The following is a 12,678-nucleotide window of genomic DNA, read 5'->3' on the forward strand; positions in this document are numbered from 1 at the left end:
TCGGCTATTCGCCGGCGCGCTTGCCGTGGGCGCGGTCCACGCGCCCGGCCAGGAAATCGAAGATCCAGAACAGGACCAGGCCCACCAGCGAGGACAGCAGCAGCGCGGTCAGCAGTTCCTCGGTGGCCAGCCGCTGCCGGTAGACGTCGATCATCCGGCCGATGCCCGGATTGCCCTGGCGGAAGAAGAAGTCGGCGACGATCGAGCCGATCACGGCCATGCCCGCCGAGATCTTGAATCCCGAGATCATGGCGGGCAGCGCCGCCGGGAGTTGCAGCTTCAGCAGCCGCTGCCACCGGTTGGCGCCGTGCAGCGTGAACAGGTCGTGCTCGGACGCCTGCACCGACTTCAAGCCGAACAGGGTGTTGGTGATGACCGGGAACAGCGACACCATCACGCACACGATGACCCGGCTGCCGAATTCGTAGCCGAACCAGAAGCCGAACAGCGGCACCACGGCCAGCACCGGAATCGTCTGCAGGATCACGGCATACGGGTAGAGCGAATACTCGGCCCAGCGGGCCTGGCTCATGATCACCGCGAACGCCACCCCGAGCACGATGGCGATCAGCAGACCGACCAGCGCGATCTGCACGGTCGAGGCGAGGGCGGTGAGGATCTCGGCGCGGGTGGCGGCATTGAGCAGGCCCTTGGACACCACCGATTCCGGTGGCGGCAGCAGGAATCGGGATTCCTGCGGGATCAGGAGGTGGCTCGCGATCGTCCAGGCGGCCATGACCAGTGCGAACACCAGCGCGGGCGCGAGCACGCGCACCGGGGTGACGGCGAAGGGCCAGCGGAGTTTCCGGGGTGTGCGCGGCGGCCGCGCGGTCGCCTCGGTCGTCTTGGGCGGCACGGCCGTCTCGGGCACGACGATTCCGCTGTCGGCGGTCGCGGCGGTCATGCGACCCTCCCCCCGATCCGCGCAGTTCCTCGCTCGGCGTCGTGCAACGCCGCCGACACCTCCGCCGCGACGGCGCCGAACTCGGGCGTGTACCGCGACTCCGGTGATCGCGGGAAATCCAGCGGCACCGGGATATCCGCCGCCACCCGGCCCGGCCGCCCGGTCAGCACCACGACCCGGCTCGACATGAACACCGCCTCGGCCACCGAGTGCGTCACGAACACCCCGGTGAAGCCCGATCGCCGGTACAGCCCGCTGACCTCCTCGTTCAGGCGCTGCCGGGTGATCTCGTCGAGCGCCCCGAACGGCTCGTCGAACAGGAACAGTTCAGGTGCACCTGTCAGCGCCCGCGCGATCGACGCCCGCATGCGCATGCCACCGGAAAGCTGTGCGGGCTTGTGGTTCTCGAAGCCGGAGAGCCCGACCAGCTCCAGCGCTTCGCGCGCGGCCGTCCGCCGGGTGGTCTTGTCCACGCCGGCGAGCTCCGCGGGCAGCTCGACATTGCGCAGCACCGAGCGCCACGGCAGCAGCGTCGCCTCTTGGAAGACGTAGCCGAGTTTGCCGGTGGCGACGGAAACTGTTCCGGCGGTGGGCTGCTCGAATCCGGCGGCGAGGCGCAGCAGGGTGGACTTGCCACAGCCGGAGGGGCCGACCAGGGAGACGAACTCTCCCGGCCGGATGGCGATATCGATGCCGTCGAGCGCGTGCGTGCCGTTCTCGAAGGTCAGGCCGACATGCTGAAAGGCCAAGGCCGGATCGGTGTATACATTGCCGCCCTCGGCGGCCTCCGTATTCCCGTCCGGGCCTTGGCCTTTGACGATGGTTGAGGCGGTGGTGCGCATGTCCACAGTTCTATCGGCGGATCATTGCCGGATGCGGTCCACGCGATTACACCTTTGTTTCGTATACGATCAGCCCGCGCTGAGCCGGCCAGCGCGCGCGACCACCCGACCGCGCTTGACCACCAGCTTTCGGGTCGGAACGGAAACCACAGCCGCAGCGGGTGTTTCGGCGTCGACCGTGAACAGGTCGGCGGGTGCGCCCACCCGCAACCCGTAATCCTCGATCCCGAGAACCGCGGCGCCGCCATAGGTTCCGGCCGCCAGCGCCAGTTCGATATCGGCATCGGACACCAGCCGATCCCGGAAGGCCACCTGCATGATCCGGCGCAGCATGTCGCCGTCGCCGTAGGGCGTCCACAGGTCCCGGACGCCGTCATTGCCCAGGGCCAGCCCGGCCCCCGCCTCGTGCATCACCCGCACCGGCACCACCGGCGCGTCACCCACCGCGCAGGTGATCATGGAAACCCCGGCGTCGGCGAGGTTTTCGGCGATCCGGCGCTGCTCACCCGGGGCGAGCTCCCCCATCGCGTAGGCGTGGCTGATGGTGACCCGTCCCGCCAGCCCCGTGGCCCTGGTCCGGGCCGCGATCAGGTCGAACTGCCAGGCGCCCAGCGCGCCCCGGTCGTGCAGGTGGATATCGATGCGCGCGCCGTATTTCTCGGCGAGACCGAAGATCAGATCGAGCTGGCCGGTCGGATTCCCGTCGTAGCCGGCCGGATCCAGCCCGCCGATCACCTCGACGCCCTCGGCCAGCGCGGCTTCCAGCAGCTTGCCGGTGCCCGGCCGGGTCAGCAGACCGCCCTGCGGAAAGGCGACCAATTGCACGTCGACCCGGTCCGCGTGCCGCGCCGCGGCCGCCCGGACCGCCTCCACGCCCCGCAGCCCCACCTCCGGGTCGATGTCGATATGACTGCGGACGTGTGCGGTCCCGCCGGACACCATGGCCCCCAGCAGGTTCGACGCGTAGTCGGCGCTGGGCAGCCCGAGCTCGTCACGGCGGCCCTCGCCGTTGGCGATGCGCCCGGCCAGGGTCGGCCCGCCGGTATTGGGCACCCAGGGACCGCCGAACATGGTTTTGTCGAGGTGACAGTGCGACTCGACCAGGCCCGGAAGCACCAGCGCCCCGGCCAGATCCACGGTGTCGACGCCCTCGGCGCTCAGATCGGGCGCGATCGCCGTGATCCGGCCGTCCCGGACGAGAATGTCGGCGGCGGCGAGCGGGACTCCGGGAGTCCAGGGGCGGCCGCCGCGCAGCAGGAGATCGTTCATGGAGTGCACCACCTGTATCGAAGAGAGAACGGCAAGTCGGGAATCCTTCCGAACGGAATGGCCGCATCGTATACAAATACTGCCTGCTCAGCGACCCGAAACCCCTGCGACACAGCTGCACCCGCGAATATCTGATCGGTGCAGTAGATTTGCGGGATCCCGTCGGGCGAGGCCACGATGGATCGTATGCAAATCCCCATTCCACCGATCGTCAGATGAGGCCGCAGTGACCAGCACCGCCGGGCGCATGACACCGCAGCAGCTGTGCCGCGCCATCCGTGACGACATCATTCGTGGCGCGTACGCCCCCGGCCAACGACTCACCGAGGAGTCGCTCGCCGAGAGCTACGGCGTCTCCCGCGTGCCCGTCCGGGAAGCGCTGCGCACCCTGGAAGCCGAGGGTTTCGCCTCCTCACGGCCCTACGCCGGGGTGTTCGTGGCGGAGCTCACCGAGGACGAGGCCGCCGACCTGCTGGAGATCCGGGCCCGCCTGGAACCGCTCTGTGCGTCTCGGGCGGCGGTGCGGCGCACGCCCGAACAACTCGGCCGCCTCAAGGAACTCACCGCGCTGGGCCAGGACGCGGTGCGGGCGGGCCGGCTGGACGAGCTGGCCCGGCTCAACAGCCGCTTCCACGAGGTGCTCGCCGAAGCGTCGGGCAGTACCCTGCTCGCGCAGCTGATCATGCAGCTGAGCTGGAAGATCGCCTGGGTGTACTCGGTCGAACTTCCGCGCCGCGCCAGTGATTCGTGGAGCGAGCACGAAGAGATCTGTGCCGCACTGGAGGCCGGTGACCCCGACCGCGCGGCCGATGTGGTGAGCGCCCACATCGCGCACGCCGCGAACGCCTACAGATTCCGGAAACACACCGAGGACACCGCGTTGCCGCGCACCGAAAACACTGCGCGACAGCGTGCTTCGAGGTCGCACACTTCGTAACATCGGCGCAGCAATTGCCACCCCGGGACGAAACACGGCTCTCGTATACAAAACGGAGTCACTTCGTCCGGGAGGTCACCATGGCGGATCCGTTGCCGCACACCGTGGATCTGATGTTGCGCGCCGCGCGTATCGCCGACGACGCGGAACTGGTCGACATCGCGATCGACGGCGGTGTCATCACCGCGATCGGGCCCGCGCTCACCGGCCGGGGCGCCGAGGAAATCGACTGCGCCGGACGAGTCGTCATTCCCGGCCTGATCGAATCCCATGTGCACCTGGACAAGGCGCTCCTCGACGACGAGAAGTCCAATCCGGACGGCACCCTGGCCGGGGCCATCAGCGTGACCGCCGAACTCAAGCGCGGCTTCACCGTCGCCGCCATCCGCGACCGCGCCCGCCGTGTCCTCGACATGGCGATCGGCAATGGCACCACCGCCATTCGCGCGCACCCCGATGTCGACCCGATCGTGGGCCTGCGTGGCGTGACCGCACTGCTGGATCTGCGCGAGGAGTATCGCGACCGCCTCGACATTCAAATCGTCGCATTCCCGCAGGAGGGTATTCTCCAAGCTCCCGGCACCCTCGACCTCCTCCGCGAGAGTCTGCACGCGGGCGCGGACGTCCTGGGCGGCTGCGCCTACAACGAACGCACCGTCGAAGACTGCCGCCGCCACATCGACCTCGTCTTCGACCTGGCCGCCGAATTCGATGTCCCGCTCGACATTCACGCCGACTTCGCCGACGACGCCACCGACCCCCGCTATGCCATGGCCGACTACATCGCCGAGGTCACCGAGCGCACCGGCCGGCACGGGCGGGTCGCACTCGGTCACATGACCTCCCTGGCCGGTCGTCCCCGTGCCGATCGCGCCCGCACCCTGGAACAATTGGCGGCGAGCGGAATCTCCGTCGTCCCCCTGCCCGCCACCGACATGCATCTCGGTGGCAGATCAGATCTCACCAACGTGCGCCGCGGCATCGCCCCGATCCGCGAGCTCTGGCAGGCAGGAATCACAACGGCTTACTCATCCAACAACATCCGCAACGCCTTCACCCCATACGGCAACGCCGACATGCTCGATATCGGACTCTTCCTGGCCCAGACCGCACACCTCTCCGGCCCCGAGGACTTGACCCGGGTGCTCGCAATGGCAACCACCGAGGCCGCCCGCACCATTGGCATCTCGGAGCGATACGGGCTACGCGTCGGCGCGTCCGCCGATCTGGTGGTGCTGTCCACACGAAGAGTCGAAGGTGCCCTACTCGACCGCCCCGATCGAAACTATGTCTTCAAGTCCGGACGCCTGACCGCCCGCACCACCCGCGTGCAGGAGGTAATCCGGAATGACGAAAACCCAAGAGACAAGAACTAAAAGACCAAAGACAAAGACCAAAAGATTAAAAGACAAGAGACGCCCGGAGAAGGGAGGGGCCGGGCTCACGTCCACGCCTACACCTACCAGCCCCCTCACCTTTGAAGCCGCATGTGGGGTTGCGCAGGAAGTATTCCTTCAGATCACGGGGTTGGGGTCGCCACATGATCGCTTGCGCCCCTTGGGGGACATTGCCGATCAGTAGTGGCGCCGTGGATCGGCCTCCCGGCAGGAGGCACTGTGGTGAGGACTGGGGTCGGCGGGTTGGAGATAGGTCCGTGCTGCCGGGGGATTGGGGCACCGGCCGGATGGGCCCGAGCGGCGGCCGCGAGCGCTGACCAGTTGGCAGGACTCCAGGACCTTGGGCCCTGAAGATGCGGTCGACCGATTCGGTTGCGATCCCCTGGAGCCGGTCGCGTGTGAATCGAGGGGGGAGATGGCGGCTGTCGCAGGAGTGGCCGGGGCAGGTACCGATCGCGGTGGCGGTGGGTTTGTCTGTAGAAGGCGATGCGTGCGGTCCGTGGGCCGGGATCGGTGGGTGGCGGCTCTCAACCCGGCGTGAGCCCAAGTCCGGTAGGGCAGGCGAGGTGACCACACTCCCCGGTCCCTGCGCACGCCAGCAGCACACGAGCAGCCGGGAATCACGCCGCCCGTGAACCCCACCTCCGGCAACTGGAATCGATGGCAGCGGCGACCCACTCACCGACATGATGTCTGTCGTTCACGCGAGGAATGCCGGTGGGGTCAAGACGTTTCGGGGCAATCCACCCGGTCCGCCCCCGATACGGGGAATCCTTGCCCATGACAACGGTTTTCCAACCCTCGGCACTGTCGTTGACCAGCGCATGGCAGTGATCACAGACGAGCGTCAGGTTGGTCAGATCGGTGGGGCCGCCTTCGGCCCAGTCGGTGATGTGGTGCACCGCGCACATCGAGGCGGGTGCGTCGCATCCTGGTCGGGTGCATCCCTTGTCGCGGGCGATCAACGCCAAACGCTGAGCGGGGCCGGCCAGTCGCTGGCAGCGACCCAGGTACAGCGGCAGCCCGTCCGCGTCGAGGACCACCAGCACCGGCTTGGTCCCCTCGGCCAGCTTCAACGCCTCATTGATGGAGACGTGGCCACCGGAGGCGGTGGTCGCAACCCCGGCCCCACGCTCCAGATCGTTGAGCGAGATAGTGACGATGGCCTGCACCGGCAGACCCCGGTGGGAGCCCAGCTTGGCAGGGTCGACACCGGGCTGCAGCAACGCGAACAACGCGTCGTGGGTGCGCTGACCGGCATCACGACGGTCCCGACGGGCAGCCGCCTCGAGGACCCTCGAGTCGACGACCCTGACGGTGGCGGCAACGCTGTCGGTGTCGTCGATGTTGCACATGCCCGGACGGGCGAGCTTGGCGAAGACGGCGTCGAGCAGTGCCCGCAGTTCGGGGGTGATCCAGCCCTCGATCCACGACATGCCATCCACTCCGGGACGGCCGAGGACCAGGCCGCGGCGGCGACGGCGGTCGGCGTCGGAGACGACCTTGCCGTCGGGGTCGATGCGGGCGAGGATGTCGCGGCCGATCTTGGGCAGGTCATCGGGCCAGCCGATGCAGGAGTGATCGACCAAGAGGTGTTCGGCTTCCGCGCGCGTCTCGGCGGAGATGTCGGCGGGCAGGTGGTTCATCACGTCGATGATGTTGCGGACATGATCGCGCGAGATGTCGCCTGCCTCAAAGGCTTCGGCAGTCGCAGCCAAGGTGGCCGGACGCAGGTGTCCGGTGGGTTCGAAGAACTCCCCGCACTGGCGGGTGATCTTCACCCGCACCGACGCGTCATACCTCGACAACCCCAACGTTTGACGCAGGAACGGCACCACATTCTTCGCTCCACTGCCTTCGGGCAGCGAACGGTTGCAGGCCTCGATGATCAGGCGTGAATCCAGCGCCGACAGTTGGCGTTTGCAGGTTTCCAGGCGCTGCATCAACTCCACGACATCACTGTCGGAGAACGGGTTCAGGTTGCCGTGGAGGACGGAATTCGACAGGGTTTCGACGGCGGCCGCCAGGTCGGCGATGCCACACGTGTCGAGTGTTTCCCCCTTCGAATCCATGGGCTAATTCTACCGCCACGCAATCATTGAGAGAACCCGAATTGTCCAGTATTCCTTGCCTTTTCGATTGAATGTCGAATAACGGTTCGATCCATACCGGGCGCCCCAATCAAACACAGACCATTTGGAATTCCGCCAATATCCGCCAGCGGGAAGGTGACGGCAGGTGCGCCTGCGATAGCGGCCAAACACGTCAAATGCAGGGTGCGTGTTCGGCCCGATTCCAATGCTTCGGCGGCGGCCGTCCGAGGTGGCGGCGGTGTGGCGGTGGTGGGCAATACCAGAATCCGGTCGCGCAGTGCGGCGCGGAGATGTTCGGCGGCTCTGCGTAGCACTTCGCGGGCCTCCATCGCTTGCGACGGGGTGATCGTCGATGCGAACCGGAAGCGCTGTGCCACTTCGGATTCGAGTGCTCCGGGATGCGCCTGGATCCAGGCTCCATGGTTGGACCAGGCTTCGAAGGCCTGGACCGTCCGGAACGCGGTGAACCACGATGCTGTGTCGGCGTTCAGATCTGCCTCAGCGGCACCGATCCGCTTCGCGGCGGCGAGAGTCGCGGCCGCCGGCTCGTCATCGGCGACAGCGCACAACCTCGGATCCACGATCAACTGTGCGGCGCCTGATTCCTGTTCGGGCAGCAGACATTCCGCGACAGCCGCCAAGGTGAGCGCGTCACGCGTCATCCATCCCACCGTGTCGAATGATTGCGCGAGCGGCAGCACTCCCGTGGTGGGTATCGCGCCGTGCGAAGTACGGATTCCCCACAATCGCTGATAGGCGGCCGGAACCCGGATCGACCCGGCCGTATCCGTGCCGAGCCCGATGGTGACCGCGCCGCTCGCCACGGCGACCGCGGAGCCGCTCGACGATCCCCCCGGAACCCGGTGTGGAGCAGCGGGATTCACCGGCATCCCATAGCGTCCGTTGCCACCGGTGATGCTGTAGGCGAATTCGTCGGTCTGCGCGATGCCGGTGATGTCGGCACCGGCCGCCAGCAGGCGGGCCACCACGGGCGCGTGGGACGGCGCGGGCGCGCCGAGATAGTCCGGAACTCCCCCACCGAGCGGAAACCCGGCGACGGAGTAGAGATCCTTCACTGCCACGGTGTGCCCGCTGAGAACGCCTTCGCCGGTGGCCCGGACCAGCGGTGCACCCAGTTCACGCCATACCCGCCGATCGAAATCCGTTGCGCGGTCCGGGATCTGCTTCACGATCGTCATCAGGCCCGCTCGAGGACGCGCCGGGCCAGCTCGGTCGCGGCGTGGTGGGCGAAGTCGGCGACCCGTACCTCACCGTGCACCCCACGCACCTGGTCCACCGCCTGCGAGATGGTGAAATCCGCTGCCGCGCTGAGATACAGGTACGCCTGCTGCGGATCGGCGTCGAACAGCGAGACCACCAGTTCCACCGCGTTGCGGACGCAGACCTCGAGCGCCCGGTTCAGGTCCTCGTCCAAGCCGGTCGGAATGACCAGCCCGTGTGCGGCGGCGAACGGCCCGATCGTCCGGCCCAGTCCGGCCGCGACCTGTGCGCCCGGAATCACATCGACCGTCAATCGCGCCCGCAGTGGCGCTTCCAGCGCGGTCAGTGCCACTTCGCCGTTCCCCTGGGCGAAATGCGGGTCGCCGATATAGAACAGCGCGTCCGGAACCTGAACCGGCAGAAACAATGTCGCACCGGCCGTCAGGCGGCGGATGTCGATATTGCCGCCGTGCAGCCCCGGCGGCACCGACGACACCCGGCTCTCGGTGTCGGTCGCGACGCCCATGATCCCCAGGAACGGATGCAGCGGAAAACTGGCCCGCTGCGGCCGATCCGGATGCATGGGCATGGCGCCGAACCACCTCCCCTCCCGCGATTCCACCGCACAGAACTGCCCGTAGTTCCCGTCGAATCCGCGCCGATGGGCCAGCACGCCGCGCGCGTGCCGCGTGGAGACCACGCCGTAGGGTGCGCGCATGGTCAGCTCGTCGATGCGGATGGCGAGCAGGTCACCCGGCTGCGCTCCGGTCACCGCGATCGGCCCGGTGACGATGTGTGGCCCGGCCAGCGAGTCACGATTCCTGGTCGCGGCGACCTCGACGGCGTCGGCCAGCACCTGGTCGCGTTCGACGCCGTTCCGCCCGAAATACCCGACGGGATCGGAGCCCTGGTCGTCGAGAATCCCTTCATGACTGACGGTGTCGACCACGATGCTGTGCCCCGGTTCGACGGCCGCGATCGGCCGGTCCCGAGCACAGGGCAGGCGCCCCCACAGCACCGCCGACGGATCGACCGGCAGATAACCGGTCTCGGAGCCGATCCCCTCACCCGGTTGCAGCACCGGAAACGCCGGGATGAACTCCCGCACGATCGACGTCACGCTCACTACCTCTCCTACCCGACCGAATTGGTCGGACCATCCGATGTGCCGACCATAAGCCCGGCGAACGGGCGGTGACGGGGCTCGAAACCGAACGTAACTGGCGTTTAACCTGGCCGAAATGGCCTGGCCGGGAACGGATTTAAACTCGGGCGATGACAGCATCGATTCCCCCGCTGCGCCGGCGCGCGCGCAGCGTCAGCGCGGAGGTCGCCGCGCATCTGGAGGCGCTGATCACCAATGGCGAGCTGCGGGCCGGGGATCGGCTGCCGTCGGAACGCGAGCTGGCCGCGAATATGAACGTGTCGCGATCATCCTTGCGCCAGGCCATGTTCGAGCTGGAATCCAAGCAGCTCATCGAACGCCGTCAGGGCCGCGGCAGCACCGTCACCGAAACCCCGCGGCACGCGGACGCGCTGACAGAGGGCCTGCGGGCGCTGGATATCGAGCTCGGCCACGCCATCGAATTGCGTGATCTGGTGGAACCGCGCATCGCGGAGCTGGCCGCCCTGCGTGCCCTGGACTCGAACCTGCTGTCCCTCGACGACGTCCTGACCTGTTCCAGCGACACCCTGTCCCCCGCCGAATCCCTCAGGCTCGACATCGAATTCCACACCCTGCTGGCGCACGCGGCGCAGAATCCGCTCCTGGTGACGCTGTGCACCATGACCACCGAGTGGACCAGGAGCACCCGCACGCTCTCCCACCGCTCACGTCACGCCCGCCGCCTGTCGCTCGAGGGCCATCACCGGATCTACGAGGCCGTGGCGGCCCACGACAGCGCGGCCGCGGCCGCCGCGATGCAACGGCATCTGCGGGAGGTCCGCGAACTCAGCATCGCACCGCGCTGAGCGCTCAGGCGCGCATCGCGCCGACCGCCACCTCGGTCCGGAAGGTGCGCCGATAGGCCAGTGGCGACACACCGATCGCCTCGTGCAGGTGCTGGCGCAGGGAGGCTCCGGTGGCGAAGCCGACCTCCCCGGCGATCCGATCGACGGAAAGCTCTGTGGTCTCCAGCAATTCGCGGGCACGGAACACCCGCTGCTGAATCAGCCATCGTCCCGGGCTCATCCCGACCTCGTCACGGAACCGGCGGGCGAAGGTGCGGCCGCTCATGCGCGCTCGATCCGCGAGGTCGGCCATGGTCAGCGGCCGGTCCAGGTTCTCGAGCGCCCACTGGCGAGCGGTGGCCGTGCCCGCGGCGGTCGGCGGGGGCACCGGCTGTTCGATGAACTGCGCCTGCCCGCCTTCGCGCCAGGGCGGGACGACACAGCGGCGAGCGACCATATTGGCGACTTCGCTGCCGTGGTCGGCGCGAATCAGGTGCAGGCACAGGTCGACTCCGGCGGTGGCGCCGGCGGAGGTGAGGATGTCACCGTCGTCGACGTAGAGGACGTTCGGGTCGACGTGGACCCTCGGGAAGGTCCGCCGGAACCGGTCGGCGAAGTTCCAGTGGGTGGTGGCAGGCCGATCGTCGAGCAGGCCCGCGGCGGCGACCACGATCGCTCCCGTGCAAATGGAGACCAGTCGCACGCCCGGGCGGATGAAGGCCAGTGCATCCGAAACGGCCTGCGGCAGGCCACTTTCCAGGATCGGCACAACATCACACGGCGGAATGACCACGGTGTCGGCGCTTTCCAGCAGGCTCGCGTCGTGCGCGACCGCGATGTCGAAGTCGGAACTGCTGCGGACCGGCCGCCCGTCCAGCGAGCAGGTGATCACCTCGTACAGTCCGTCGGCCGTGCCGAACACCCGGTTCGGGATGCCGAGCTCGAACGGGTAGACCCCGTCGAGCGCCAGGACGACGACCCGGTGCGGCTGAAGCTTCTCCGACTGCATGGCACGATCCTATCGAATATTGGCAATCGTGCCATTTCCTCCCCGCTCCCCCGGCGGCAAGCTGGAGGCATGAGCGAAAAGGAGATCACCATCCCCACCACCATGAAGGCCATCCGCCAGGACGTGCTCGGCGGTCCCGAGGTCCTGCACGAGGTGGAACTGCCGGTGCCGCAGCCCGGTCCGAGCGAGATCCTGGTGCGGGTGCGCGCCACGGCCCTGAACCCGACCGACTGGGGTCACCGCCGCCGCGCGGGCCTGTTCCTGCCCCCGCCGCCGTTCGTGCTGGGCTGGGACGTCTCCGGCGAGGTGGTGGCGACCGGGATCGGCGTCACCCTGTTCAAGCCCGGCGACGCGGTGTTCGGCATGCTCCCCTACCCGCACGGGCACGGCGCGGCCGCCGAATACGTCACCGGACCGGCCCGGGCCTTCGCCCGCAAGCCCGCCAATCTCGACCACGCGCAGTCCGCAGCCATCCCGCTGGCCGCCCTGACCGCCTATCAGGCGCTGGTCGACACCGCGAATGTGCAGGCCGGGCAGCGGGTTCTGATCCACGCCGCCGCCGGCGGCGTGGGGCACTTCGCGGTGCAGATCGCCATGGCGCGCGGCGCGTACGTGATCGGCACCGCCAGCGCCGCCAACCACGATTTCCTGCGCGGCATCGGCGTCGACGAGGTGATCGACTACCGCACCACCGATTTCGCGGACACGGTCCACGATATCGATATGGTCCTCGACCCCATCGACGCCGACCACGCCCAGCGGTCCCTGCGCACCCTGCGCCCCGGCGGCATCCTGGTTTCCCTGCGCGCCAATGGCGGTGACCATTACAAGGCCGAGGCCGAACGGCTCGGCGTGCGCGCCGAGATCCTGCTCGTCGAGGCCGATCACACCGGGATGGAGGCGCTGCGCGAGCTCGCCGAATCCGGCGCGCTGCGCCCCACCATCGCGGGGTCATTCCCGCTCGCCGACGCGGCCAAGGCCCATGCTCTCGGCGAGACCGGCCGTACCGTCGGAAAGCTCGTCCTCACCGTCGAGTGAAGTAGCGATGGAACCGCG

At 68.0% G+C, this 12,678-nt stretch carries 11 protein-coding genes; 4 read left to right on the forward strand and 7 right to left on the reverse strand.

Features of this window, described 5'->3' with window-relative positions:
* Positions 1 to 4: 4 nt before the first annotated feature.
* From ACWEKS_RS12415 to ACWEKS_RS12425, 3 genes are all read right to left on the reverse strand, one after another.
* Positions 5 to 904 (reverse strand): ABC transporter permease, encoded by a 900-nt coding sequence (locus tag ACWEKS_RS12415; protein WP_452340134.1) that lies wholly within the window; start codon positions 902 to 904, stop codon positions 5 to 7.
* Positions 901 to 1,746, reverse strand: coding sequence for an ABC transporter ATP-binding protein (locus tag ACWEKS_RS12420; protein ID WP_452340135.1), 846 nt, complete (start codon positions 1,744 to 1,746; stop codon positions 901 to 903). The genes ACWEKS_RS12415 and ACWEKS_RS12420 overlap by 4 nt, the downstream gene beginning before the upstream one ends.
* A 69-nt stretch (positions 1,747 to 1,815) precedes the next feature.
* Positions 1,816 to 3,015 (reverse strand): amidohydrolase, encoded by a 1,200-nt coding sequence (locus ACWEKS_RS12425; protein ID WP_452340136.1) that lies wholly within the window; start codon positions 3,013 to 3,015, stop codon positions 1,816 to 1,818.
* A gap of 226 nt (positions 3,016 to 3,241) precedes the next feature.
* Between ACWEKS_RS12425 and ACWEKS_RS12430 the strand changes: the two genes are divergently transcribed.
* Both ACWEKS_RS12430 and ACWEKS_RS12435 read left to right on the forward strand, forming a co-directional pair.
* Complete coding sequence (locus tag ACWEKS_RS12430) at positions 3,242 to 3,952, forward strand: GntR family transcriptional regulator (RefSeq protein ID WP_452340137.1); 711 nt, start codon at positions 3,242 to 3,244, stop codon at positions 3,950 to 3,952.
* Positions 3,953 to 4,032: 80 nt separating this feature from the next.
* Entirely contained in the window at positions 4,033 to 5,328 is a 1,296-nt protein-coding gene (locus tag ACWEKS_RS12435) for an amidohydrolase family protein (RefSeq protein WP_452340138.1), read from the forward strand.
* A 641-nt stretch (positions 5,329 to 5,969) separates the two neighbouring features.
* Here ACWEKS_RS12435 and ACWEKS_RS12440 read toward each other — a convergent pair.
* The 3 genes from ACWEKS_RS12440 to ACWEKS_RS12450 are packed head-to-tail and all read right to left on the reverse strand — an operon-like array spanning position 5,970 to position 9,789.
* A complete protein-coding gene (locus tag ACWEKS_RS12440; protein ID WP_452340139.1) occupies positions 5,970 to 7,421 on the reverse strand; it encodes a DUF222 domain-containing protein in 1,452 nt (483 codons plus the stop codon).
* 23 nt (positions 7,422 to 7,444) lie between these two features.
* A complete protein-coding gene (locus ACWEKS_RS12445) occupies positions 7,445 to 8,641 on the reverse strand; it encodes an amidase family protein (protein ID WP_452340140.1) in 1,197 nt (398 codons plus the stop codon).
* The gene (locus ACWEKS_RS12450) at positions 8,641 to 9,789 is read right to left on the reverse strand and encodes an acetamidase/formamidase family protein (RefSeq protein WP_452340141.1); all 1,149 of its coding nucleotides are present in this window, start codon (positions 9,787 to 9,789) and stop codon (positions 8,641 to 8,643) included. The genes ACWEKS_RS12445 and ACWEKS_RS12450 overlap by 1 nt, the downstream gene beginning before the upstream one ends.
* Positions 9,790 to 9,938: 149 nt before the next feature.
* On the opposite strand from ACWEKS_RS12450, the gene ACWEKS_RS12455 reads away from it, so the two are divergent.
* Positions 9,939 to 10,634, forward strand: coding sequence for a FadR/GntR family transcriptional regulator (locus ACWEKS_RS12455; RefSeq protein WP_452340142.1), 696 nt, complete (start codon positions 9,939 to 9,941; stop codon positions 10,632 to 10,634).
* 4 nt (positions 10,635 to 10,638) lie between these two features.
* Here the strand turns inward: ACWEKS_RS12455 and ACWEKS_RS12460 are convergent, their stop codons facing one another.
* On the reverse strand, positions 10,639 to 11,622 hold the full coding sequence (locus ACWEKS_RS12460) for a GlxA family transcriptional regulator (protein ID WP_452340143.1): 984 nt from the start codon (positions 11,620 to 11,622) through the stop codon (positions 10,639 to 10,641).
* Between the two features lie 69 nt (positions 11,623 to 11,691).
* Here ACWEKS_RS12460 and ACWEKS_RS12465 point away from each other — a divergent pair, with 69 nt between their 5' ends.
* On the forward strand, positions 11,692 to 12,660 hold the full coding sequence (locus ACWEKS_RS12465; RefSeq protein ID WP_452340144.1) for an NADP-dependent oxidoreductase: 969 nt from the start codon (positions 11,692 to 11,694) through the stop codon (positions 12,658 to 12,660).
* The last annotated feature ends 18 nt before the right edge of the window (positions 12,661 to 12,678 follow it).

The organism is Nocardia sp. NPDC004711 (assembly GCF_053601595.1).

What these genes read in the sequence shown, in the direction of transcription:
- ACWEKS_RS12445 (WP_452340140.1), bottom strand. Translation starts at nt 8,641, where the DNA reads ATGACGATCGTGAAGCAGATCCCGGACCGCGCAACGGATTTCGATCGG.
- ACWEKS_RS12425 (WP_452340136.1), bottom strand. Translation starts at nt 3,015, where the DNA reads ATGAACGATCTCCTGCTGCGCGGCGGCCGCCCCTGGACTCCCGGAGTC.
- ACWEKS_RS12420 (WP_452340135.1), bottom strand. Translation starts at nt 1,746, where the DNA reads ATGCGCACCACCGCCTCAACCATCGTCAAAGGCCAAGGCCCGGACGGG.
- ACWEKS_RS12440 (WP_452340139.1), bottom strand. Translation starts at nt 7,421, where the DNA reads ATGGATTCGAAGGGGGAAACACTCGACACGTGTGGCATCGCCGACCTG.
- ACWEKS_RS12460 (WP_452340143.1), bottom strand. Translation starts at nt 11,622, where the DNA reads ATGCAGTCGGAGAAGCTTCAGCCGCACCGGGTCGTCGTCCTGGCGCTC.
- ACWEKS_RS12455 (WP_452340142.1), top strand. Translation starts at nt 9,939, where the DNA reads ATGACAGCATCGATTCCCCCGCTGCGCCGGCGCGCGCGCAGCGTCAGC.
- ACWEKS_RS12415 (WP_452340134.1), bottom strand. Translation starts at nt 904, where the DNA reads ATGACCGCCGCGACCGCCGACAGCGGAATCGTCGTGCCCGAGACGGCC.
- ACWEKS_RS12465 (WP_452340144.1), top strand. Translation starts at nt 11,692, where the DNA reads ATGAGCGAAAAGGAGATCACCATCCCCACCACCATGAAGGCCATCCGC.
- ACWEKS_RS12435 (WP_452340138.1), top strand. Translation starts at nt 4,033, where the DNA reads ATGGCGGATCCGTTGCCGCACACCGTGGATCTGATGTTGCGCGCCGCG.